The organism is Blattabacterium cuenoti, assembly GCF_014251815.1.
Lineage (GTDB): Bacteria > Bacteroidota > Bacteroidia > Flavobacteriales > Blattabacteriaceae > Blattabacterium > Blattabacterium cuenoti_E.
Genome location: NZ_CP059202.1, coordinates 576,969 through 600,734, shown reverse-complemented (window position 1 = coordinate 600,734; position 23,766 = coordinate 576,969). Strand labels below are relative to the sequence as shown.

The following is a 23,766-nucleotide window of genomic DNA, read 5'->3' as shown; positions in this document are numbered from 1 at the left end:
TAAATTATTGAAATATGTCTATAAAAATAGGAATTAATGGAATTGGAAGAATAGGAAAACTAGTTTTATTATCTGCTTTAAATAGAAACACTATTCAAGTAGTATCTATAAATGATTTGGTCTCTATAGAATATTTAGCTTATATGTTAAAATATGATTCTATTCATGGTCCTTTTAAAGGAAATATTCGGATTGAAGATAAAAATTATCTAATATTGAATGAAAAACGCATTAAGGTTACTAATGAAAAGGATCCTGGTAAACTAGATTGGGGAAATTTGAATGTAGAATATGTTGTTGAATCTACTGGACTTTTTTTAACAAAAAGTTTGTCTAATGCTCATTTAAAATCAGGCGCTAAAAAAGTGATTTTGTCGGCACCTCCTAAAGATGATATTCCTATGTTTGTTATGGGAGTGAATCATAAAAATCTTAAAAAAGATCAAAATATTGTATCTAACGCTTCATGTACTACAAATTGTATGTCTCCCATCGTTAAAGTTTTAAATGATAATTTTGGAATATTAGAGGGATTGATGACCACAATACATGCTTCTACTGCAACTCAAAAAGTTGTGGATTCTGCTTCTATTAGAGATTGGAGAGGAGGAAGGTCTTCATTGGTTAATATAATTCCATCATCAACAGGCGCCGCTTATGCGGTAGGAAAAATTATTCCTAGTTTAAATGGAAAATTAACAGGAATGGCTTTTAGAGTTCCAGTGGCAGATGTATCTGTTTTAGATTTCACGGTTCATCTAAAAAATAGTGTAAGTTTCGATGACATTAAATTCTGTATGAAACAAGCTTCTAAAACTACATTGAAAGGGATATTGGGGTATACAGAAGATGCTGTCGTTTCATCTGATTTTGTAGGAGATAAAAGAATCTCTATTTTTGATGCAAATTCTAGTATTATGTTGAATCCCAATTTTTTTAAAATTGTGGCGTGGTATGATAATGAAGTTGGATATTCCACAAAACTGTTAGATCTTATCGAGTATATGCATTCTTTATCAACAGAATAATATAATTAAATTATTGGTTATGGAATATATTTTAAAAATGAAAATCTTTTTTTATACTTTTCTATTTTAAAAATGAAATTGTTGATTCCATTGCTGATCATTAAGAATGGAGCTTTGATGGTTTTGTTATATATGGAAATTTGATCAAAAGTTTTTTGTGTAATAGGAGTTTTTGGAGTTTTACATTCTATAAGTATGTGGGGCCTTTTGTTAAATTGAACTAAAATATCTAATCGTTTTTTTAATTTATTTATTTTAAAAGGATATTCTACCCATATGTTAGAGTTTTTATAATTTTTTACTTGTTTTAATAAAAAAATTATATATTGTCGTATTACTTCTTCTTGAGTAAAAAGATAAAATTTTTCTCTGATCACACAAAATATATACATTCTATCTTTTATTTTTTTTAAATACAAATGTTTTTTTATAAAAAAGTTTAAATCATGCATATAATTTATTATTCAATATATTATAAAAAAAATAAATAAATAATATGTTACTCAAAAAACAAATACAAGATTGTGTAATTATTGGATCTGGCCCTGCTGGTTATTCTGCGGCCATATATGCAGCAAGAGCTGATATGAATCCTATTCTTTTTACTGGATTTCAACCAGGAGGGCAGCTAACCACTACAACTAGTGTTGATAATTATCTTGGATTTCCTGAAGGTATTAATGGAAACGATCTAATGAACAACTGTAAAAAGCAAGCAGGACGTTTTAATACTAAAATTATCAATGAATCAGTGAATCATGTGATTTTATCCAATAAAAAAGGAGGAATCCATCGTATTTTTTTTTCTATGAAAAAAAAATATTTAGAAAGTAGAGGAATAATTATAGCTACAGGTTCTAGTCCCAAATTTTTAGGAATTCATAAAGAAAAAAAATTTATGGGATTAGGTATTTCCTTTTGTGCGACTTGTGATGGTTTTTTTCATAAAGAAAAAGATGTAGCTGTGATAGGAGGAGGTGATACCGCTTTAGAAGAAGCAAATTATTTAGCAAAGATTTGTAGAAAAGTATATTTGATCATTAGAAAAAATTATTTTAAAGCGTCCAAAATTTTACAATATCGTATTTCAAAAAAAAGTAATATCAGTATTTTATTTTATTCTAATGTTACAGAAATTATTGGAGATAATTTTCTGGAAGGTATTAAGGTTTTTAATCAAAAAACTAAAACCAGTAAAACTATTTTAATTAGTGGTTTATTTATTGCGATTGGTCATGTACCTAATACAGAAATATTAAAAAAAGAATTAGATTTAGATAAAAGAGGATATGTGGTTGTACAAAAAGGAAAGACTATAACTAGCAAACCTGGAGTATTTGCAGCAGGAGATGTGCAAGATCCAAATTATCGTCAAGCTATTACTTCTGCTGGGACTGGATGTATGGCTGCATTAGATTTGGAAAAGTATTTATCTTTATATGTAGAGTAGAATAATATGAAAAAATGTAGTCATTTTTTTGATTTTTTAATTTCTCACGCAAAAACTTATGGTTTTATTTTTCCTTCTAGCGAAATTTATGGGGGATTAAACGCTATTTATGATTATGGACCACATGGAGTGGAATTAAAAAATAATATAAAAGAATTTTGGTGGAAATCAATGACTCAACTTCATGATAATATAGTAGGATTGGATTCTTCTATTATTATGCATTCTGATATTTGGCGAGCATCCGGTCATGTTAAAAAATTTAGTGAGTTATTAATTGACAATAAAGATTCTAAAAAAAGATATCGTCCTGAAATTCTGATTCAAGAATATGTAGAAGAGAAGTTTTTAAATGATCCTAAAAAAAAAGAAAAAATATTATCTCGTTTGTCTCAATCTTTGAAAAAAAATGATTTGGTAGATATAAAAATTTTAATTGATGAGTTGTGTATTTGTGATCCTGTTTCTAAAACCAAAAATTGGACTGATATCCGTTATTTTAACATGATGTTCAAAATCAAAAATGAAAAAGATTTATATCTTCGTCCTGAAACAGCTCAAGGTATATTTTCTAATTTTCAGAATGTTATAAAATCAAACAGAATGAAAATTCCATTTGGAATTGCACAAATAGGAAAATCGTTTAGAAATGAAATTTTCTCCAGAAAATTTCTATTTAGAATGCGGGAATTTGAACAAATGGAAATGCAATTTTTTACTCTTCCAGAAGAAGAAATGAAATGGTATGAATATTGGAAAAAAAATCGATTAAAATGGCATTTAGAATTAAATTTAGAATATAAAAAATATTATAAATTATGCGATCATGATCATCTATCTCATTATGAAAGTGCAGGATCAGATATAGTCTTTCATTTTCCTTTTGGATTTCAAGAGATAGAAGGGATTCATTCTCGTAGAGATTTTGATTTAAAAAATCATGAATTTTTTTCCAAGAAAAAATTAAGAATTTTCGAATTAAAAAAAAATTATATACCTTATGTCATAGAAACATCCTTAGGATTAGACCGTCTTTTTTTAGCTATATTTTCTTCTTCATTAAAGAAAGAAAAATTAGAAAATGGAAAAAAACGTGTAGTATTAAAATTTCCATATTATTTATCTCCCATTAAAGCTGCTATATTCCCATTAGTTAGAAAAGATGGATTACCAGAAATAGCAAAGAAAATATTTAATGACATAAGAATTCATCATAGATTGATATACGATGAAAAAGAATCCATTGGAAAATTATATCGAAGACAAGATGCCATAGGAACTCCATTTTGTTTTACTGTAGATTACGACACTCTAAAAACAGAAACAGTAACCATAAGAAATAGAGATAGCATGAAACAGAAAAGAATTCACATAAAAGAAATATCAAAAATTATAGAACGAGAGACTGGATTGAGAAAAATTTTAAAAAATTTGTCTTATATAATTTAATTCTTTTTTTCTCTTATTTCAGCCTTTAATTCTTGTTTCAAAAACAATTCGATTTCCTTCATTGAATCACTAATAATTTTATCAGTTAATGTTTCTTTTGGGCTTTCAAAAAAGAAACTTATAGTATAAGATTTTTTTGATATAGGTAAATGAATTCCTTCATATAAATCATATATTTGTATTTTTTTGATTATATGATTTTCTTTTTTTTTAACTATTTGATGAATTTCTTCAAACGAAATAGTTTTATCTACTAATAAACACAAGTCTCTTCTTGAAGAGGGGTATTTAGATAATGGAATATAAATTGTTTTTTTTTCTTGAATGATAGAAACTAAATATCTCCAATCAATTTCTGCATAAAATATTTCATTTTTTTTTAAAACATTATTTTTAAACTTTCCTATTTCAACTAAATTTTTATGATCATACAATATAGAAACCCCGTTTTCTAATAATGGATGTTCAGAAAGTATTTGAGTATAATTATATATTCCACTTTTTTGAAATATTTGTTCAATAATTCCTTTTAAATAAAAAAAAGGATAATTTTTAGATTGAACTTTTTCTTTTTGCGATATAGCCATTCCAAGGTAGCTTTTTTCTAAAAATTTATTATTTATTTGATAATATACTTTCCCTAATTCAAAAAATTTTATACTGGAATTGATTCTATTATTGTTATAATTATATTTTATGCAATCTATTATACTGAATAACAAGCTAGAGCGCATAAATTTATAGCTTTGATTCACTGGATTTAGAACTTGAATCTCTTTTCTATGAAAAAAAGAATTTAGAAAACAAGCCTTTTCATTTGTCATAGTAGGAGAAATTATTTCTTGAAAACCATAAGAGGTTAATTGTTCAGAAAATGTTTTCTGTATTTCATATTCTGTTTTATAAAATCCTTTAGGATAAGGTGTTTTTATTTGATTATATATTGGAATTTTATGAATTCCATAAATTCGTAATATTTCTTCAATTACATCTATTTCTCTTTGAACATCTGTTCTATAGGAAGGAACACTAATAAATAAACACTTATTATTTTCGGAATGAATCGTTATTTCTAACAATGATAAAATTTTTCTAATTTTTTTTATCGATATTTTTTTTCCTATAATATTTACAATTTTATTATAACGAAGTTTAATTTTTGAAAAAGATATAGGATTAGGGTAAAAATCAATTATATCAGAACATGATATCTGATTTTTCATTATATCCTTGATAAGAAAAGCTATTCTTTGTAAAGCGTATATAGTCTGATTAGGATCAGGGTCTTTTTCAAAAATATGTTGTGTTTTTATTTTTACAGAATGTTTTTTTCGAAAGTTTCGAATAATAATAGGATTGAAACAAGCGCTTCCTATAAAAATATTTTTTGTACTAACATCTATATTAGATTTCACATGATTAATCATTCCAGCTATAGATAATGGTTTCATTCCATCACAAATAACCAAATCTTCTTCATCAAGTTTTATCATAACATTATCTGAAGATTGAAAATTCGTATTTTTATCTGCATTTTTTATTATAATTTTTCCATTTTCTATCTGGTCCATATCAAAAATATGTATAGGTTGCCCTAATTCATACATAACAAAATGCATTGTATCTATTATATTATTTATAGATTTTATTCCTATGGATTTTAATATGGAAACTAACCAGTATGGAGATGGTTCTATTTTTATTTTAGAAATAAACATTCCGGAATATCTTATACATTTTTCATGTATTTTCACAAAAATTTGAATATGAGATCTTTGATTGAAATCAATCCCTTTACTTATCACAGGTTTTGATAAATTCACTTTATGTCCTCTAAATTTTAAAACAGCATATAAATCACGTGCAATTCCATAATGACTCATAGCATCTGTACGATTCGGTGTTATTTCAACATCTAGAACAATATCCTTATCAATATTATTGATTCCTTTTACTGTTAATCCAATATCGGTTAATATGTTTGAAATTTCATTTCCCTCTATATCAAGAGGAAATACATACTTTTTAAGCCAATTCAATGATATTTTCATATTTTTATTGTAGACATAACTAACATAAAAATAGATTCTTCTTTTTTTTTTTGATATAAAGGTTTTATAATGCCCATTTTACTATATAATTCAAAATAAACAAAATCTTCATTTAGATAAGATAAAATTTCAATTAAAAATTGAGAATTAAAACCTATTTTCATATTTTTTAAATTGTTAAAAACAACTTTACACTTTATCCCTGAAACAAAATTATTAATATTAACTTGATCACAAATTTTTAATTTGTGATGATTAAAATAAAAATCAACAAAATTTTCTTTTTTTCTAGAGAAAATAGATATCCTTTTAATAATATTTAATAATAAAAGTTTATTAATAATAAATGACGCATGACATTTATCATGAGTAGGGATAACAGAATGATAATCTGGATATTTTTCGTTTATTGGTTGACACAAAAAAATATGATTTTTAAAATAAAAAACAATGTTTTTTTTATTATGATATTCAATAATCATATTACTTTTGATTTCATCATTTAAAATATTCTGAATTATATTCAGACATTTTTTAGATATAATGAATTGTATACTTTTATTTATTTTAAAATTTTTTATAGTATATTTTACCAATTTATAAGTGTCCGTAGCTACAAAAATTGCTTCATTAGTAAAAAATTGAAAAAATACCCCATTTAATATAGGTTCTGATTCTTCATTGCCAGTAGCAAATAAAGTTTTATTTAATATCTTTAAAAGACTATTCGCCGATAAAAAAATTTTTTCAAAAAAAGGTGATTTACATACTACTGTATGAGTATGATTTGAATCATTATAAGTAGGAATTTCATAAATTCCTTGTTTAGAATAAATATTAAGTGTATTCTTTTCTGTCCTTTTTATGAGAAGTTTTTCATTTGAAAACGTAATTAAAACATCTATCATAAATTTGATAGATATAGTTACTTTTTCTTTCGTATATTTCTTAACATTTATTTTTATATATGAGTGAATTAAATTTTTTGAATCTAACCCCCATATAATTTTTAATTGATTCTTTTTAGAAAGAACAAGAGTAATTAAACCAGATAGATTATTAATATTTATGATTTTATATAAAGTATGTAATTTTCTTAATAGAGAAGAACTAGAAATAGAAAAATACATATTTTTTCGTGTTTTCTTTACAAAAAAAAGACAAAATTTTTAGTAGCGTGAGGGGGATTTGAACCCCCGACCTCTGGGTTATGAATCCAACGCTCTAACCAACTGAGCTATCACGCCAATATTTTTTTATGTTATAACAATCAATAAAGTTAGGATATTTTTACTTATTAATACTTTTATATATATATGACTGTTAATTTGAGCAATTTTAGAAAAGATTATACAAAAAATTCTTTGTTAGAGTCTGAAGTACCAAAAGAGCCTTTTCAATTATTTGATAATTGGTTTCAACAAGAAAAATCTTTTTATCAAGAAAAAGATGACGAAGAAATTAATGCTATGTCTATTTCTACTATAGGAGAAGATGGTTGCCCGGAGACTAGAGTAGTTTTATTAAAAGAATATTCAGAAAACGGATTCATTTTTTATACAAATTATTATAGTTTGAAAGGAAGAGGAATTCAAAACACACCAAAAGTATGTATTTCTTTCTACTGGAAAAATATGGAAAGACAAATTATTATTAAAGGAGTTACATCAAAAGTACAAAAAAATAAGTCTGACGAATATTTTCATAATAGACCTATAGGAAATAAAATTGGAAGTTGGGCTTCTCGACAAAGTATGATTATTTCATCTAAAGAATATTTATTAAAACAATATAATAAATGGAAAAATTTTTTTAATAAACAAATAATAAGACGTCCTTTCTATTGGGGGGGGTATATTGTAAAACCATATAAAATGGAATTTTGGCAAGGACAGCCCAACAGACTTCATGATAGACTTGTTTATTTTTTAGAAAAAGAAAAAAAATGGATTTTGTATAGATTATCTCCATGATACAAAATAACGATACAAAATAAAAGATAAAGTTCGTGATTTACAAACTCTATCTTTTATCTTAAATTTATAATTTTGTCAATTCTGCTCCTATTTTAAATTTAGCCACTTTCTTACCTGGAATATGTATTTTTTTTCCTGTTCTAGGATTGACTCCATTTCTAGGATGTCTTTCTATTACAGAAAAGGTTCCGAATCCTACAAGAGTTACTTTATCTCCTTTTTTTAAAGATTCAATTACTGTTTCGATAAATGCATCTGTAACACTTTTGGCTTTTATTTTTGTGATTCCAGTTTTTTCAGCTATTGAATTAACCAATTCTGTTTTGTTCATGAATAATTAATTTAATTTTAGTCAACTAGTTAATCATAAAATAATTCTATGATTAACAATAGCAATAAATAAAATAACAAATATATATATATAAAGGATAAATGACTAAGATTTTCATCGTACGAAAAGATTTTCTTTTATTTTCAATCCATTAATTAGATTTTTAATATGCATTCTTTTTTTTCCTTCTATTTGTCCTTCAATGATGGATATAAAACCTTCTTTAACGGAGATTATCATCTCCATATTTTTCGTAATGAAGACTAACCCTATTGAAAAAGTATGTATTTCTTGTATTTTTTTTACAAAAAAAATTTTGAATCGAACAAATCTTATCTTATCAAAAAATAAAAATGTCCACGCTGTAGGATAAGGACTTAATCCCCTTATTTTATTGTATATAGATTCTATAGACGGATTTTCCCATTGTATTCTACAATCTTTAGTATATATTTTTGGTGCATTTTTGAGCAAAGAAGAATCAATATTTTTTTGATAAATAGGTTTGATTTTATTTTTTATAATATTTTCTAAAGTTTGAATTACCACATTACCGCTAATTTTTTTTAATTTTTTCTCTAATTCTCCTGCCGTTTCTTCTTTTTTTATTTCAATTTCTTTTTGTAAAAGGATTCTTCCAGAATCTATTTTTTCTTCTATGAAAAAAGTTGTTAATCCAGTTTTATTCTCTCCATTAATAATGACCCAATTGATAGGGGCCGCTCCTCTATATTGTGGAAGTAAAGATGCATGCAAATTAAAAGATCCCATTTTAGGTAGATTCCATATTTCTTTAGGTAAAATTTTAAAGGAAACAACAATTTGTATATCTGCATTCCATGATTTCAGATTTTCTAAAAAAGAATGATTTATGAGATTTTTAGGTTGTAAAAAAGGAATATTATTTTCTAAGGCGTATATTTTTACAGGGGGAAATGCTTTTATTCCTTTTTTTTTTAAAAATGGATTGTCAGGACTTGTAATTATTCCTACAATGTTGTATTGTTTAGCGTGTAATTCTTTTAAGGTATAAAGAGAAAAATGATTTGAACCTATGAATACAATTTTTGGAAACTTTTTCATGTAATTTATTTGTAATTTAAATTCACTAGTTTTATCTTGTAATTTTTTATGAAAAAGTTCATTGATTTTTGAAAATCAAATATATAAAATAAAACATCATTTTAATATCATTTTTTTTTGATTTTTTAATAATTAGAAATATTATGTATTGGACTTTAGAATTAGCTTCTCATTTAGAAGACGCCCCTTGGCCTGCAACAAAAGAAGAATTGATTGATTTTGCTATTCGTACTGGAGCTCCTTTAGAGGTAGTTGAAAATCTTCAACAATTAGAAAACGGAGAAGGAGAAGTTTTTGAATCTATAGAAGATATATGGGCAGATTACCCACGTGATGACGAGGACTTTTATTGGAATAGAGATGAATATGAACTTTAAATTTTTTTATTTTTTTTAGTATGATTGATTTTTAAGTTTAATGAGTTTTATCAGAAAAATTTTAAATAAATTATTAGTAAATAAAAACGATAGAGACCTTAAAGAGGTTAAAAAATTTTTGATTCAAATCAAAAAAGAAGAGAAAAAGATCTTGTTATTATCTGATGATGAATTAAGAAATAAAACTCAATATTTTAAAAAAATTATACAAGAATCTACAAAAGAATTTCATGATCAAGAAGAAAAATTACTGAAAGAAATACAGGAAAAATTTTGCTCCATTAATGTTTTAGAAAAAATGTATTCGAGTTTGGAAATAATTCGAGAAGAATGTTATAAAGTAGAGCAAAAGATATTAATGAATATTTTACCTAAAGCCTTTGCTATTATTAAAGAAACAGCTAAACGTTTAAAAGAAAATAAACAACTAGTCGTTACATCTACTTCTTTTGATGAAGAACTATCAAAAATAAAATCTTATGTTCATTTTAAGGAAAATCAAACTATTTGGAAAAATGAATGGAACGCATGTGGGACAAAAATGGTTTGGGATATGGTTCATTATGATGTTCAACTCATGGGAGGGGTCGTGTTACATCAAGGAAAAATAGCGGAAATGGCTACAGGAGAAGGGAAAACATTTGTAGCGACATTATCCGCCTATTTAAATGCCTTATCTGGAAGAGGAGTACATATAGTTACAGTCAACAATTATTTATCTAGAAGAGATACAAGTTGGATGGCTCCTTTAATGGAATTTCATGGATTAAAAGTGGATTGTATTGATAATTATTCATCTTCTGATGTGTATATGCGTAAAAAAGCTTATCAAGCAGATATTACCTATGGAACGAATAACGAATTTGGATTTGATTATTTGCGTGATAATATGGCTTCTTCTAAAGAAGAGTTAGTTCAAAGAGAATTAAATTATGCTATTATAGATGAAATAGATTCTGTATTAATAGATGAAGCGCGGACTCCTTTGATTATATCGGGAGCTGTTGATCCAAAAAAAGATAATAAAGAAGAATTTGAATTATTTAAAGGAAAAGTAAAAACTTTAGTTCACAAGCAAAACGTAATAGTTAATAATTTTTTACATGAAGCAAAAAATTTAATTAAGAATGGGGAAAAAAAATTAGGGGGATTAAAATTATTTCAAGCGCATCGTGGATTACCAAAAAAAAAATCTCTGATAAAATTTTTGAGCGAAGATAATATTCGTTTGATTTTACAAAAAACTGAAAGTCAATACTTGCAAGACTATGGAAGAGAAATGTATAAAGTGGATCAAGATCTTTATTTTGTTATTGATGAAAAGAATAATACTGTAGAATTAACAGATAAAGGAATTGAATTTTTGTCAAAAAACGTAGAAGATATAGGTTTTTTTGTTTTACCAGATGTAAATGGAGAACTTGCTGATATAGAGAAAAAAAGTTTTCCTAAGGAAAAAGAAATAAAGGAAAAGAAAAAACTTCTGAATAATTATTCGATAAAAACACAAAGAATTCACACTATTAATCAATTACTAAAAGCTTTTACTTTATTTGAAAGAGATGTGGATTATGTAGTTTTGGAAGATAAAGTGAAAATAGTAGATGAACAAACTGGTCGTATAATGGAAGGAAGACGTTATTCTGATGGATTGCATCAAGCTATAGAAGCAAAAGAGAATGTTACAATAGAATCTTCCAGCCAAACTTTTGCTACAATCACTTTACAAAATTATTTTAGAATGTATAGAAAAATATCAGGGATGACAGGAACAGCAGAAACAGAATCTGGAGAATTTTGGCATATCTATAAATTAGATGTTGTGGTGATTCCGACACATAAAAAAATACAAAGAAAAGACTTTCAGGATCTTGTTTTTAAAACTAAACGTGAGAAATATAATGCTGTTATAGAAAAAATTATTTCTTTATCCCAAAACGAAAAACGTCCCGTTCTTGTTGGAACTACTTCCGTTGAAGTTTCAGAATTTCTAAGTAGAGCTTTAAAATTCATAAAAATCCCACATAATGTATTAAATGCAAAATTACATGAAAAGGAAGCAGAAATTATAGCAAAAGCTGGGTTCTCTGGATCTGTTACTATAGCAACTAATATGGCCGGTCGTGGAACTGATATTAAACTTTCAAAAGAAGTTATTAAAAATGGAGGATTATTTGTTTTAGGAACAGAAAGACATGATTCTAGAAGAGTAGATAATCAATTAAGAGGAAGATCAGGGCGTCAAGGAGATCCAGGAAGTTCTCAGTTCTATGTGTCTTTAGAAGATAATTTAATTCGTTTATTTATTGATTCGGAAAGACTTTCTAAACTGATGGACCGATTTGGACATAAAGAAGGAGACATCATACAACATCCTTTGTTAACAAAATCTATTGAAAAAGCACAAAAAAGAATAGAGGAGAATAATTTCAGTATACGAAAACGTTTGTTAGACTATGATGACGTTATTAATAAACAAAGAGAATTTATTTATAAAAAACGAAAAAATGCATTATTTGGAAATGAATTAAGTTTAGACATTTCAAATATGATTTATATTTTATTGGATGCAATGATCACTGTCAATAAATCTATGAATGATTTCCAAAATTTGGAGTATGAATTCATGCAGATTTTTGGGATAGAATTTCCTATGCAAGAAGATGTATTTTTATCTTATAAAGAACGTGATTGTGTTAATAAACTTCATGATATAATTATTAGTTATTATGAAAAGAAAAAGGTAAAAATGATTGATCAAGATATAAAACCCATTATATCTGATATTGTAAAAAATCATGAATTTTATCAAATACGAGTTGTTTTAACAGATGGATATCAGAATATCGTTTTTATATCAGATTTAAAAGAATTCTATAATACAAAAGGAAAATCCTTATTATCTATGTTTGAAAAAAAGACTATATTATGTTTTATGGATGAAAAATGGAAAGAGCATTTACGTGAAATGGATAGTTTGCGATTTTCTGTACAAAATGCAGTTTTTGAACAAAAAGATCCTCTTATTGTTTATAAACAAAATGCTTTCAATTTATTTCAAGAAAGAGTTTACGATATAAACAAAATTATTATTTCTTTTTTACTTAAATCTTCTATTATAAGAGGGGATATTTTATGTTTTTCAAAAAACAAAAATAATTTTAAAACAAGTCTTTTGATGAAAGGAAAAGATAAAAAAAAATTAGGTAGAAACAATAAAATTAATATTCGTCATTTAATTACGGGTGAAACTAAAAATATTAAATTTAAACATATAGAAACATTTTTAGAAAAAGGAGAATGGGTTATAGAAGATAATTCTTTTTAGATTGTGTTTATTTAACAAATAAAACGTATATTTTTTTTTATTGTTTTATTCATTATATCCTGTTATCTTGGAATAAGTTTATGGTCAATAAGAAAGAGTTATGATTCTATTAATTATATTCCATATAATACATTTGGTGTCGTTTTAGGGACTTCTAAGTATTTATATGGAGGAGGAGTTAATGCTTATTTTAAGTACAGAATAGATGCTGCTTGTTTTCTTTTTCGTCATAAAAAAATACGTTATCTTATTGTAAGTGGAGATAATAGAGATAAAAACTATAATGAACCAAAAATGATGAAAAAAGAATTAATTAAAAAAGGGATTCCTTCTCATTTTATATATGAAGATTTTTATGGAATCAGCACTTTTCATTCCGTTGTTAGGGTTTATAAAATTTTTCATCAAAAAAAATTCACAGTTATTTCTCAAAAATTTCATAATGAGAGAGCTATTTTTATAGGGAATTGTTTAGGGTTAGATGTAATTGGATTTAATGCTAAAAGTCTGTCTTTTGACAGTAAAATACAATTCAGAGAAGTTTTTGCAAGAATTAAGGCTTTGTGGGATATGATCATTTTAAGATAAATAAGATAAGTACTTTTTCAAAATTTTAGCATTATTATATTTTTGAGTATTGATTTCTAATAAAGAAGGTTGATTTGATTCTTTCCAGAAACATAACAGACTGTTTTTTAAAGCATTTTGATTGGATACTTTTTCGTATTTAAAATGATACATTTCGCATATTTTTTCTGCAGAAAAAATATGTTTTGTTTCAAAAAAGTTGAATGTTTTTTCAGAAAATTTATTTTCTGAAATAAATCTAAAAATATTTCCTCCCCCATTGTTAATAAGTATAATACGAAAACTTTTAGGAATATAATTGTTCCACAAAGCATTTCCATCATAAAAAAAACTTATATCTCCAATAATTAACGTAACAGTTTTTTTTCTGCTAACAGCAGAACCTATAGCAGTTGAAACGCATCCATCAATTCCTGAAGTCCCACGATTGCAATAAGATTTAATAGAGTGTTTTTTTTTATCAAAAAGTTGATAATATCTTACCACCATACTATTTCCTAATTGTAGAATAGTATTATTAGGTATGGATTTAAATACAAAAAACAAAACTTTTAAATCTGAAAAACTTCTTTCCTTTTTTAAAAAAGAATTATGTTTTTTCATTTTTTCTTTTCTTATTTTTTCCCATTTTTTTCTATAATCTGAAGTATAAATAGATATATTATTAGGGGTATAAAAAATTTTAAAAAATGATTCTGGATTGATAGGCCAATAAGTCGTTAATTTATAATAGGTATCCGGATAATTTTCATAATGTTCCCCTATATGCCAATGATATATTGGAGGATATTTTCTCAAAAAAAATTTTATTTTTTTAGATATAATATTTATTCCAATAGTTAATAAAATATGAGGTTTTAAACTTCTCCATTCATTAGAATTCATATTAAAAATAAGTTGATCTATATTTGAGAAAAAAAATTTTCCGGATACATGAGATGTAGTTTCTGTGAAAATTACGATAGTAGGGTCTAAGCTTAATTTTCTTAAAATTTTTTTCATATTATTTTCCGGATAATATAATCCTAATAAAATCATTTTTCTTTTATACTTTCTCCATATGTATTGTTCTTTTTTAGAATCATATGTTTCAACACAATTTTTAACTGGTATAGTTTTTATAATTTTAGGTTTTACTTGTAAATGATTTGTAGTATTATAAAGTGGTTCTGAAAATGGAATATTAATATGTATAGGTTTTTTTTTAAAAATACATTTATTGATTGATTCATTGATCAATCTATCATTATACCACATTCCTGATTCAGATTCACTTTCAATCAGTTGAATAGAAGCTTCTACATGTTTTTGAAAAATATTTTCCTGATGAATCGATTGACCTTCGAATACATCTATAATTTCTTTTGGTCTATCTGCACTTATTAAAATAAGTGGAATATTTTGATAAAAAGCCTCCGTAATTGCGGGATAATAATTTACAACGGCAGATCCAGAAGTACAACTCATGACTACAGGTTTTCTTATTTGCTGTGCTATTCCTAAAGCGAAAAACCCTGCACATCGTTCGTCTACAATACTATAAGTTTTAAAATCTTTATGTTGAGTAAAATGTATAATAATTGGAGCATTTCTAGATCCTGGAGATATAATTATATTAAATATAGATTTTGCTTTTAAAATTTCACCTAAACTTTGCACGATTTTTTTACTTGAATACATTCATAATTTAAATTAACCCTCCGTTTACATTTAACACAGACCCGGTAATATAATTTGATAAATCTGAAGCAAGGAACAAAACGGAATTAGCTATATCTTGAGGTGTTCCTGGTCTTTTTAATGGAATATTTTTTATCCAATTTTCTTTTATTTTAGATTTAAAATGAGCATTCATTTTTGTGACGATATATCCAGGAGCAACGGCATTACAACGAATATTTTTTTTTCCTAATTCTCTAGCTATTGATTTTGTAAACCCAATAATTCCTGCTTTAGATGCTGCATAATTAGATTGTCCAATATTTCCCGTCAATCCTACAACAGAGCTCATATTAATAATACTCCCTTTTTTTTGTTTCATCATAGGATAAATAGCGTGTTTCGTTAAATTAAATATAGAATACAAATTAGTTTTAATAACATAATCCCAATCCTTTTTCGATATTTTCAATAGAAAATTGTCTCTTATAATTCCTGCATTGTTTACTAATATATCTATACCACCATATTTTTTTGTCACTTTTTGCACTAGATTTTTCGATGAATTAAAATCAGAAAGATCTGTTTTATATGCTTTAACCAAATCTTTAAATTCGAATTCTAATTTTTTAGCTTCCTTTTTTGAGGATAAAAATGTAAAAATAACATTAGCTCCATGTTGTACAAGAGTTTTGACTATAGATTGGCCTATATCTCCTGAACCTCCTGTCACTATAGCTATTTTTTCATTTAATAGTTTCATATAATGTTTATTTTTTTCTTTTGTTAATTAATTGAAAAATAAAATTTAATTGTTCTTCTATACTTAAAAAGGTATTATCTATTTCTATGGAATCTACAGGTTTTTTCAGTGGAGAAATATTTCGTGAAGTATCCATTATATCTCTATAAATTAGATTTTTTTTTACTTCTTCATAAGAAACCTCATATCCTCTTTTTTTTAGATCTTGATATCTTCTGTAAGTACGAATTTCTATAGACCCTTTCATAAATATCTTTAATTCAGATTTAGGAAACACATAATTTCCTGCATCTCTTCCATCTATAACAATCCCTCTGTTTTTTCCAATATTTCTTTGTATAAGAGTTAATTTTTTTCTAACTTCTGGAAGTTGAGCTATTAAACTGACTTTAGTCGCTACTTTTTCTGATCTTATTTTAGATTGAATATTTTCTTTGTTTAAAAAAATATCTGTTCGATTATATTTTTTGTTCCATTTAAATTTCAAGTTTATCTCTTTTAAAAGAGAAGTAAAATTTTGTACATTCCACAAATCACTATTAAAAACCTTCTTTCGAATAGCAAACAAAGTTACGCTTCTATACATAGCCCCACTATCAACGTAGTTATATTGTAATTTTTTGGAAATGGCTTTGGCTAAAGTACTTTTTCCAGATGAAGAATATCCATCTATAGTTATGACTATTTTTCTATTATTCATATGTATGAATTCGCATTTATATGTTTATACGATAGTAATTTATAATAAAGTTTTACGGTTAAAAAATCTGTAGAATATTCCTTTTTATTAGGTAAAAGTTCAACAATATCAAATCCTATTATATTTTTTCTTTTAAAAACCCCTTTCAAAAATCTTAAAGTAGTATACCAAGATAAACCACCAGGTTCTGGTGTCCCTGTAGAAGGCGCTATGCTAGGATCAAAAACATCTATATCTATACTTATGAATACATTTTTAGACAATTTTTGAATAGCATCTTGCATCCATAAATCATTTTTATAAATTTCATGCATATAAAATATATTTCCTTTTTGAATATATTTTTTCTCTATTATATCCATACTCCGAATTCCTATTTGGATTAAAGGATATTTTTGGGATGCTTCATACATAGAACAAGCATGGTTATAAGGATTTCCTTTGTATATTGGACGTAAATCTGCATGTGCATCCATATGAAGAATACTTAAATTCGTGTATTTTTCTCCGAAAGCTCTAATACTACCTATTGATATTGAATGATCTCCACCTATAAATGTTATAAATTTGTTTTTATAAATATATTTTTTTGTAGTATTATATACTTTTTTAACCATTTTTTTTGTAGATTCCGAACAATTGACTACAGAAGGAGCAAGGAAAATTCCTTTTCTATATACTTCTGAATTGGTTTCTATATCATATAATTCTATATGTTTTGATGCAGATAAAAAAGCTTTAGGGCCTTCTCTCGCTCCTTTTTTCCATGTTTGAGTATAATCATATGGAACCGGGATAAGTACCGTTTTAGATTTATCAAGTGTTGCGTACTTTTTAGGTATTTCCGCAAAAGTTTTTTTTGTATTTAATTTCAATAACCTAATATTTTTAGAACTTCTTCCGGCTTTTGTGATTGACGAAATATTTTGTACACAAAATTTTTTTTTTCGTCATAATCTATCAATACATGAATAGGTTGAGGAATTAAACAATGATGGACCCCACCATATCCACTAATTGTATCTTGATAAGCTCCAGTATTGAAAAACCCAATATAAAGCGGTATTTTTTGTTGAAAACAAGGAAGATATATTGCATTCATATGTTGTTCTGAATTATAATAATCATCACTATCACATGTTAATCCACCCAAAAAAACTCTTTCATAAGAATCATCCCAACGATTAATTGCCATCATAATAAATCTACGACTTATTGCCCAAGTATCAGGAAGTGTAGTCATAAAAGAACTATCTATCATATTCCATTTTTCTCTATCATTTTGACGTTTCTGATTGAGTATTTTATATAAAATTCCACCACTTTCTCCTACAGTATAAGCACCAAACTCTGTATAAATATGGGGTTCCGAAATGTTTTCTTTTATACAAAATTTTTTTATTTGGTAAACAATTTCATTGGTCATGTATTCATAATCATATTTAAAAGACATAGATGTCTTAATAGGAAAACCTCCTCCTATATTTAAAATTTCTAATTCTGGTGCTATTTTTTTTAATTTAGCATAAATATGCAAACATTTGAAAAGTTCATTCCAATAATAAGCAGTATCTTTTATTCCTGTATTTATAAAAAAATGTAACATTTTTAATGCTACTTTAGGATTGTTTTTTATTCTGTTTAAATAAAAAACAATAATATCCTTGTATCCTATTCCTAATCTAGAGGTATAAAATTCAAATTTTGGTTCTTCCTCAGATGCTATGCGTATCCCTAATTTAAAAGGATAATTAATAACTAAACTTAGTTTTTCTAATTCATCTGAATTATCTAATATTGGGATTGTATTATAAAATCCGTTATTGATAAGTTCTGATATATTTTCAATATAATTTTTAGTTTTAAATCCATTGCATATAACTTCAGTATTTTTAGTTGTTTTCCCTTTTTTATAAAGATTTTTAACAATTTCTATATCATAAGCATACGAAGTTTCTATGCTAATATTATTTTTTAAAGCTTCTTCTAGAACAAAAGAAAAATGAGAACTTTTTGTACAATAACAATAAGTATATTTGTTATTATATTGATTGGAATCAATAGCTTTTTCAAACCATTTCCTGGCTTTTCGTATATTTTGAGATATTTTTGGTAAATATGTAAATTTTAATGGGGTTCCATATTTTTTTATAAGATCCATTAATGGAATTCCGTGGAATTCTAAAAAATTATTTTTTATAGAAAATTCCTCAGTAGGAAAATCAAAGGTTTGATCTATAAGATCATAATAACGGATTTTCATTGAATTTCATTAATTAATTTTTTTTACTTTGTTTTTATTATATATTAAATATTTTTTTAAAAAAATATCTATTTCTCCATCCAAAATAGATTGAACTTGTGTAGTTTCATAACCGGTTCTTAAATCTTTTACTAATTTATAAGGATGCATAATATAGTTTCTAATTTGAGATCCCCATTCTATTTTTTTTTTTTGGGATTCAATTATTTCTTTTTTTTGATTTTTCTTAATCATTTCTATTTCAAATAATCTAGATTTCAATAATTGCAGAGCTTTTTGACGGTTTTGTATTTGAGAACGTGATTCTGTATTTACTACAGTAATACCTGTCGGTATATGATGTAATCTAACTCCTGTTTCTACTTTATTCACATTTTGTCCTCCTGCTCCACTAGAACGAAAAGTTTCCCATTGAATATCTGATGTTTTAATATTTATATGAATCTCTTCATTGATCATAGGATAAACATACACAGAAGAAAAAGAAGTATGACGTTTTGAATTGCTATCAAATGGAGAAATTCTAATCAATCTGTGGACTCCATTCTCTCCTTTTAAATATCCAAAAGCATAAAGTCCATCAATTTCCAAAATAACAGATTTGATTCCAGTAATATCTCCAGATACATGATGAATTTTTTTAACTGAAAAATTTCTCTTTTCTGCCCACATTAAATACATTCTCATTAACATAGAAGTCCAATCACAACTTTCTGTACCTCCAGCTCCAGAAGATATTTGCAATATAGCATTGAAAGAATCTTCTTTTTCTGAAAGAATATTTTTAAATTCTATATTTGAAAGCAATTTTTTTGTTTTATGAAATTGAATTTCCAATTCTTTTTCTAGATTTTCTTCTTTGCAAAAAGAAAATATTATTTCTAATTCTTCAAAAGCATTTTTTAATTCCATAAAATCTTTTACACATGTTCTCATATTATGCATATATTTTATAGAATTTTTATTATAATTTTTCCAGAAATCAGGATTTAATGCTTTTTCCTGTTCTTTATTTATATCTTCTTTTATTTGATCTATTTCTAAAATATCATAAATTTTGTGAATTCTTTTTGAAAGAGATTGTATTTCTTCTTTTCTTATCATAATGCGAAAATAAATATTTTGAAATAATTAGTTTTGAGAACTATGTTGATTCCAAATTTTTTTATATTACAAAATATAAATTTCATTTTAAATATGAATTACAATAAGTTTACGATAAAATCACAGGAAGTAATACAAGAGGCGCAACATATTGCATTAAAAAATAGTCATCAATCTATTGAAAATGCACATATTTTAAAATCAATCTTAAAAATTGAAGAAAATATTACTCCTTTTATTCTAAAAAAATTAAAAATAAATTATAAATCAATAATCATTGGATTAGATCATATTATTTCCTCTTATCCAAAAATTTTAAGTGGTCCTTTTACTCAACATTTCAGTTCACATGTAACAAAAATGTTGAATTTTGCAGAAAATTATGCTGATTTATTAAAAGATGATTTTATTTCTGTAGAGCATATTTTTTATGGAATTTTTATGAGTGATGATTCTACTTCAAAATTGTTGAAAACCCAAGGAATAACAGAAAAAAAGATCAAAGAAATCGTTGAAAATATAAGAAAAAAGAACGGAAAAGTGACTTCTCCTACAACAGAAAATATATATAATGCTTTGGAAAAATATGCAAAAAATCTTAATAAATGGGCCTATAAAGGAAAATTGGATCCTGTTATTGGACGTGATGAAGAAATCCGTAGGGTATTACAAATATTATCTAGAAGAACAAAAAACAATCCCATTTTAATTGGAGAAGCAGGTGTAGGAAAAACAGCTATTGCTGAAGGGTTGGCTCATCGTATTATTAGTGGAGATATTCCAGATAATTTGAAAAATAAACAAGTATTTTCTTTAGATATGGCTTCTTTAATTGCGGGGGCAAAATACAAAGGAGAATTTGAAGAACGTCTTAAAGCTGTAGTAAAAGAAGTGACATCTTCAGATGGAGAAATTATTTTGTTTATTGATGAAATTCATACTTTAATTGGTGCAGGTGGAGGAGAAGGGGCTATGGATGCTGCTAATATTTTAAAACCAGCATTAGCTAGAGGAGAGCTGAGAGCGATAGGGGCTACAACCTTAAATGAATATCAAAAATACTTCAGAATAGATAAAGCTTTAGAAAGAAGATTCCAACAAGTATATGTAGATGAACCATCCATTGTTGATGCAATATCTATATTACGTGGAATTAAAGAAAAATATGAAAGCCATCATAAAGTAAGAATAAAAGATGAATCTATTATAGCAGCCGTAGAATTATCTAAACGTTATATTAATGATCGGTTTTTGCCAGATAAAGCAATAGATCTTGTAGATGAAGCCGCTTCAAAATTAAGAATGGAAATAAATTCTAAACCAGAAGAGTTAGATGTATTATATAGAAAAATTATGCATATGGAAATACAAATAGAAGCTATAAAAAGAGAAAATGATGAAAAACAATTAATTCCTTTAAAAAAAGAATTATCTAAATTAAATGAAAAAAAAATACAATTGCAAGCTCAGTGGCAAAATGAAAAAGATTTAGTTGAAGGAATCCAAAAAGCTAAAGACAAAATAGAGAGCTACAAATTTGAGGCAGAACAAGCAGAAAGATCAGGCGATTATGGAAGAGTAGCGGAATTAAGATATGGAAAAATAAAAGAAGAAGAAAAAAAAGCAAAAACACTAGAAAATGAATTAAAAAAACAAGAAGACAAGGGAAAAAAAATGATACAAGAAGAAGTTTATAGAGAAGATATAGCACAAGTAGTATCTAAATGGACTGGAATCCCGGTTACAAAAATGTTGCAAAGCGAAAGAGAAAAATTATTGTTTTTAGAAAAAGAATTACATAAAAGAGTAATAGGACAAAATGACGCGATTCAATCTATAGCAGATGCCATACGACGTTCTAGAGCAGGATTACAAGATGAAAAAAGACCTATAGGGTCTTTTCTTTTTATGGGAAGTACGGGAGTAGGAAAAACCGAACTAGCTAAAACTTTAGCGGAATATTTGTTTGATGATGATAACAATATGGTTCGTATAGATATGAGTGAATATCAAGAGCGTCATTCTGTAAGTAGATTGATAGGAGCTCCTCCTGGATATATAGGTTATGATGAAAGCGGACAATTAACAGAAGCTATACGTAGACGTCCTTATAGTGTTATTTTGTTAGATGAAATAGAAAAGGCTCATTCGGATGTTTTTAATATTCTTTTACAAATTTTAGATGATGGAAGATTAACCGATAATAAAGGAAGAACTGTTAACTTCACAAATACTATTATTATTATGACTTCCAATATAGGCTCAGATATTATTCAAGAAAATTTGTATCAAGAAGTTTCTTGTAACAGAATGGAAGCTACAAAAAAAACTTTGATAGATTTATTAAAGAATGTTATGAGACCTGAATTTATTAATCGTATAGATGAAATCATTTTGTTTAAACCTCTTTCTAGAAAAGAAATAAAAGATATAGTGAAATTACAAATGAAAAAATTAGGAGATTTACTATATCATAAAAAAAACATTTCTATAGAATCTACGAATGAAGCTGTAGAATATTTATCAGAAAAAGGATACGACCCTCATTTTGGAGCGAGACCTTTGAAAAGAGTAATTCAACATGATATTTTAAATAATCTATCCAAAGAAATGATAAAAGGAAAAATCAAGAAAAATCATAAAATTTTAATAGATTTTTTTAAAGAACAAGGAATTGTATTTAGACAATCAGATAAAATTGAAAATATAAATATTTAAAATTCTAATAAGTGATTCATAAATCAGGTTTTGTTAATATTATAGGATCGCCTAATGTAGGAAAATCTACTTTAATGAATTCTCTCATAGGAGAAAAACTTTCTATTATAACAAATAAGCCACAAACTACTCGTCATAGAATATTGGGAATTATTAACAAATCTAATTTTCAGATTATATTTTCGGATACTCCGGGTATGATTGATCCTATTTATCCCATGCAAAAAATTATGATGCAATATGTAGAAAAATCATTAGAAGACGCTGATATCATTTTATTTACTACAGAAATAGGAAAATTTGAAGATGTTTCTATATTTAATCATATTAAAAAAAAAAATGATAATGTTCCCATTATTATATTAATAAACAAAATGGATAAAATAGAAATACAAAAAAATACATTATATCATACCGTTAATTATTGGCATAAATTGTTTCCCTGTTCAGAAATATTACCAATATCTGCATCAAAAAAAATAAATCAAGATCTATTAATAAATAAAATTGTATCTCTGTTACCTGAACATCCACCTTATTATCCAAAAGATTACTTAAGCAATAGATCTGAACGTTTTTTTGTAAATGAAATAATCAGGGAAAAAGTATTTTTTTTATACAAAAAAGAAATTCCTTACTCCGTAGAAATACATACAGAGCTTTTTAAAGATAGAAACATTTTTATATATATATTATCATACATATATGTAGAACGATATTCTCAAAAAGGAATATTAATAGGAAAAAAAGGAAATGCTATTAAAAAATTGAAATTTTTTTCTGTGAAAAGCATAGAATTTTTTTTTAAAAAAAAAATAAAATTAAAATTTTATGTAGAAATTTGTAAAAATTGGCGATATGATTACAAAAAATTAAAAAAATTTGGGTATTAAATGAA

The 23,766-nt window shown here is 25.9% G+C and carries 20 protein-coding genes and 1 tRNA gene; 9 read left to right on the top strand and 12 right to left on the bottom strand.

The features are described from left to right. Positions 1 to 14: 14 nt before the first annotated feature. Positions 15 to 1,028: a type I glyceraldehyde-3-phosphate dehydrogenase gene (gap, locus tag H0H54_RS02940; RefSeq protein ID WP_185863231.1), complete on the top strand. Its 1,014-nt coding sequence runs from the start codon at positions 15 to 17 to the stop codon at positions 1,026 to 1,028. 17 nt (positions 1,029 to 1,045) lie between these two features. On the opposite strand, the gene H0H54_RS02935 is transcribed toward gap, so the two are convergent. Then, the gene (locus H0H54_RS02935; RefSeq protein ID WP_317168482.1) at positions 1,046 to 1,420 is read right to left on the bottom strand and encodes a type I restriction enzyme HsdR N-terminal domain-containing protein; all 375 of its coding nucleotides are present in this window, start codon (positions 1,418 to 1,420) and stop codon (positions 1,046 to 1,048) included. 104 nt (positions 1,421 to 1,524) lie between these two features. Here H0H54_RS02935 and trxB point away from each other — a divergent pair, with 104 nt between their 5' ends. Together trxB and H0H54_RS02925 are read left to right on the top strand one after the other, a co-directional pair. Continuing rightward, the gene (gene trxB / locus H0H54_RS02930) at positions 1,525 to 2,478 is read left to right on the top strand and encodes a thioredoxin-disulfide reductase (RefSeq protein ID WP_185863229.1); all 954 of its coding nucleotides are present in this window, start codon (positions 1,525 to 1,527) and stop codon (positions 2,476 to 2,478) included. 6 nt (positions 2,479 to 2,484) lie between these two features. Next, positions 2,485 to 3,927 carry a glycine--tRNA ligase gene (locus H0H54_RS02925; RefSeq protein ID WP_185863228.1) on the top strand — a complete coding sequence of 481 codons (1,443 nt, stop codon included), beginning with the start codon at positions 2,485 to 2,487 and terminating at the stop codon, positions 3,925 to 3,927. On the opposite strand, the gene pheT is transcribed toward H0H54_RS02925, so the two are convergent. The 3 genes from pheT to H0H54_RS02910 all read right to left on the bottom strand — a co-directional run bounded on the left by pheT (position 3,924) and on the right by H0H54_RS02910 (position 7,225). Then, positions 3,924 to 5,978 carry a phenylalanine--tRNA ligase subunit beta gene (gene pheT, locus H0H54_RS02920; RefSeq protein WP_185863227.1) on the bottom strand — a complete coding sequence of 685 codons (2,055 nt, stop codon included), beginning with the start codon at positions 5,976 to 5,978 and terminating at the stop codon, positions 3,924 to 3,926. The genes H0H54_RS02925 and pheT overlap by 4 nt on opposite strands. Next, entirely contained in the window at positions 5,975 to 7,108 is a 1,134-nt protein-coding gene (gene dnaN / locus H0H54_RS02915; RefSeq protein WP_185863226.1) for a DNA polymerase III subunit beta, read from the bottom strand. The genes pheT and dnaN overlap by 4 nt, the downstream gene beginning before the upstream one ends. Positions 7,109 to 7,151: 43 nt before the next feature. Then, positions 7,152 to 7,225 (bottom strand) — tRNA-Met (locus tag H0H54_RS02910). A gap of 69 nt (positions 7,226 to 7,294) precedes the next feature. On the opposite strand from H0H54_RS02910, the gene pdxH reads away from it, so the two are divergent. Continuing rightward, positions 7,295 to 7,951, top strand: a complete 657-nt coding sequence (gene pdxH, locus H0H54_RS02905) for a pyridoxamine 5'-phosphate oxidase (protein WP_185863224.1) — start codon at positions 7,295 to 7,297, stop codon at positions 7,949 to 7,951. A 67-nt stretch (positions 7,952 to 8,018) separates the two neighbouring features. Here pdxH and H0H54_RS02900 read toward each other — a convergent pair whose 3' ends face one another. Continuing rightward, positions 8,019 to 8,285: an HU family DNA-binding protein gene (locus H0H54_RS02900; RefSeq protein ID WP_185863223.1), complete on the bottom strand. Its 267-nt coding sequence runs from the start codon at positions 8,283 to 8,285 to the stop codon at positions 8,019 to 8,021. A 114-nt stretch (positions 8,286 to 8,399) separates the two neighbouring features. Further along, positions 8,400 to 9,368, bottom strand: a complete 969-nt coding sequence (gene fmt / locus H0H54_RS02895; RefSeq protein WP_185863222.1) for a methionyl-tRNA formyltransferase — start codon at positions 9,366 to 9,368, stop codon at positions 8,400 to 8,402. Between the two features lie 143 nt (positions 9,369 to 9,511). Here fmt and H0H54_RS02890 point away from each other — a divergent pair, with 143 nt between their 5' ends. From H0H54_RS02890 to H0H54_RS02880, 3 genes are read left to right on the top strand one after another with little or no spacing between them, the layout of a single operon-like run. Beyond that, complete coding sequence (locus H0H54_RS02890) at positions 9,512 to 9,745, top strand: DUF2795 domain-containing protein (RefSeq protein ID WP_012821710.1); 234 nt, start codon at positions 9,512 to 9,514, stop codon at positions 9,743 to 9,745. Positions 9,746 to 9,785: 40 nt separating this feature from the next. Then, on the top strand, positions 9,786 to 13,073 hold the full coding sequence (secA, locus tag H0H54_RS02885; protein ID WP_185863221.1) for a preprotein translocase subunit SecA: 3,288 nt from the start codon (positions 9,786 to 9,788) through the stop codon (positions 13,071 to 13,073). A gap of 18 nt (positions 13,074 to 13,091) precedes the next feature. Then, positions 13,092 to 13,661, top strand: coding sequence for a SanA/YdcF family protein (locus H0H54_RS02880; protein WP_317168494.1), 570 nt, complete (start codon positions 13,092 to 13,094; stop codon positions 13,659 to 13,661). Here the strand turns inward: H0H54_RS02880 and menD are convergent. Genes menD through prfB form a run of 6 tightly spaced genes read right to left on the bottom strand, consistent with a single transcriptional unit; the run spans position 13,653 to position 20,150 of the window. Next, on the bottom strand, positions 13,653 to 15,320 hold the full coding sequence (menD, locus tag H0H54_RS02875) for a 2-succinyl-5-enolpyruvyl-6-hydroxy-3-cyclohexene-1-carboxylic-acid synthase (protein WP_238784771.1): 1,668 nt from the start codon (positions 15,318 to 15,320) through the stop codon (positions 13,653 to 13,655). The genes H0H54_RS02880 and menD overlap by 9 nt on opposite strands. 28 nt (positions 15,321 to 15,348) lie before the next feature. Continuing rightward, positions 15,349 to 16,083, bottom strand: coding sequence for a 3-oxoacyl-[acyl-carrier-protein] reductase (gene fabG / locus H0H54_RS02870; protein WP_185863219.1), 735 nt, complete (start codon positions 16,081 to 16,083; stop codon positions 15,349 to 15,351). Between the two features lie 7 nt (positions 16,084 to 16,090). After that, on the bottom strand, positions 16,091 to 16,783 hold the full coding sequence (gene cmk, locus H0H54_RS02865; protein ID WP_185863218.1) for a (d)CMP kinase: 693 nt from the start codon (positions 16,781 to 16,783) through the stop codon (positions 16,091 to 16,093). Further along, on the bottom strand, positions 16,780 to 17,658 hold the full coding sequence (gene speB / locus H0H54_RS02860; protein ID WP_185863217.1) for an agmatinase: 879 nt from the start codon (positions 17,656 to 17,658) through the stop codon (positions 16,780 to 16,782). Before speB ends, cmk begins: the two co-directional genes overlap by 4 nt. Beyond that, on the bottom strand, positions 17,655 to 19,046 hold the full coding sequence (locus H0H54_RS02855) for a type III PLP-dependent enzyme domain-containing protein (RefSeq protein WP_185863215.1): 1,392 nt from the start codon (positions 19,044 to 19,046) through the stop codon (positions 17,655 to 17,657). Before H0H54_RS02855 ends, speB begins: the two co-directional genes overlap by 4 nt. Before the next feature lie 9 nt (positions 19,047 to 19,055). Next, the gene (gene prfB / locus H0H54_RS02850) at positions 19,056 to 20,150 is read right to left on the bottom strand and encodes a peptide chain release factor 2 (protein ID WP_185863214.1); all 1,095 of its coding nucleotides are present in this window, start codon (positions 20,148 to 20,150) and stop codon (positions 19,056 to 19,058) included. A gap of 93 nt (positions 20,151 to 20,243) precedes the next feature. Here prfB and clpB point away from each other — a divergent pair, with 93 nt between their 5' ends. Both clpB and era read left to right on the top strand, forming a co-directional pair. After that, on the top strand, positions 20,244 to 22,868 hold the full coding sequence (gene clpB / locus H0H54_RS02845) for an ATP-dependent chaperone ClpB (RefSeq protein WP_185863213.1): 2,625 nt from the start codon (positions 20,244 to 20,246) through the stop codon (positions 22,866 to 22,868). A 14-nt stretch (positions 22,869 to 22,882) separates the two neighbouring features. Further along, complete coding sequence (gene era, locus H0H54_RS02840; protein ID WP_185863552.1) at positions 22,883 to 23,761, top strand: GTPase Era; 879 nt, start codon at positions 22,883 to 22,885, stop codon at positions 23,759 to 23,761. Positions 23,762 to 23,766 lie beyond the last annotated feature (5 nt).

What these genes read in the sequence shown, in the direction of transcription:
- fabG (WP_185863219.1), bottom strand. Translation starts at nt 16,083, where the DNA reads ATGAAACTATTAAATGAAAAAATAGCTATAGTGACAGGAGGTTCAGGA.
- H0H54_RS02935 (WP_317168482.1), bottom strand. Translation starts at nt 1,420, where the DNA reads ATGTATATATTTTGTGTGATCAGAGAAAAATTTTATCTTTTTACTCAA.
- cmk (WP_185863218.1), bottom strand. Translation starts at nt 16,783, where the DNA reads ATGAATAATAGAAAAATAGTCATAACTATAGATGGATATTCTTCATCT.
- secA (WP_185863221.1), top strand. Translation starts at nt 9,786, where the DNA reads ATGAGTTTTATCAGAAAAATTTTAAATAAATTATTAGTAAATAAAAAC.
- fmt (WP_185863222.1), bottom strand. Translation starts at nt 9,368, where the DNA reads ATGAAAAAGTTTCCAAAAATTGTATTCATAGGTTCAAATCATTTTTCT.
- trxB (WP_185863229.1), top strand. Translation starts at nt 1,525, where the DNA reads ATGTTACTCAAAAAACAAATACAAGATTGTGTAATTATTGGATCTGGC.
- pdxH (WP_185863224.1), top strand. Translation starts at nt 7,295, where the DNA reads ATGACTGTTAATTTGAGCAATTTTAGAAAAGATTATACAAAAAATTCT.
- H0H54_RS02855 (WP_185863215.1), bottom strand. Translation starts at nt 19,046, where the DNA reads ATGAAAATCCGTTATTATGATCTTATAGATCAAACCTTTGATTTTCCT.
- H0H54_RS02890 (WP_012821710.1), top strand. Translation starts at nt 9,512, where the DNA reads ATGTATTGGACTTTAGAATTAGCTTCTCATTTAGAAGACGCCCCTTGG.
- H0H54_RS02925 (WP_185863228.1), top strand. Translation starts at nt 2,485, where the DNA reads ATGAAAAAATGTAGTCATTTTTTTGATTTTTTAATTTCTCACGCAAAA.
- gap (WP_185863231.1), top strand. Translation starts at nt 15, where the DNA reads ATGTCTATAAAAATAGGAATTAATGGAATTGGAAGAATAGGAAAACTA.
- H0H54_RS02900 (WP_185863223.1), bottom strand. Translation starts at nt 8,285, where the DNA reads ATGAACAAAACAGAATTGGTTAATTCAATAGCTGAAAAAACTGGAATC.
- clpB (WP_185863213.1), top strand. Translation starts at nt 20,244, where the DNA reads ATGAATTACAATAAGTTTACGATAAAATCACAGGAAGTAATACAAGAG.
- prfB (WP_185863214.1), bottom strand. Translation starts at nt 20,150, where the DNA reads ATGATAAGAAAAGAAGAAATACAATCTCTTTCAAAAAGAATTCACAAA.
- dnaN (WP_185863226.1), bottom strand. Translation starts at nt 7,108, where the DNA reads ATGTATTTTTCTATTTCTAGTTCTTCTCTATTAAGAAAATTACATACT.
- pheT (WP_185863227.1), bottom strand. Translation starts at nt 5,978, where the DNA reads ATGAAAATATCATTGAATTGGCTTAAAAAGTATGTATTTCCTCTTGAT.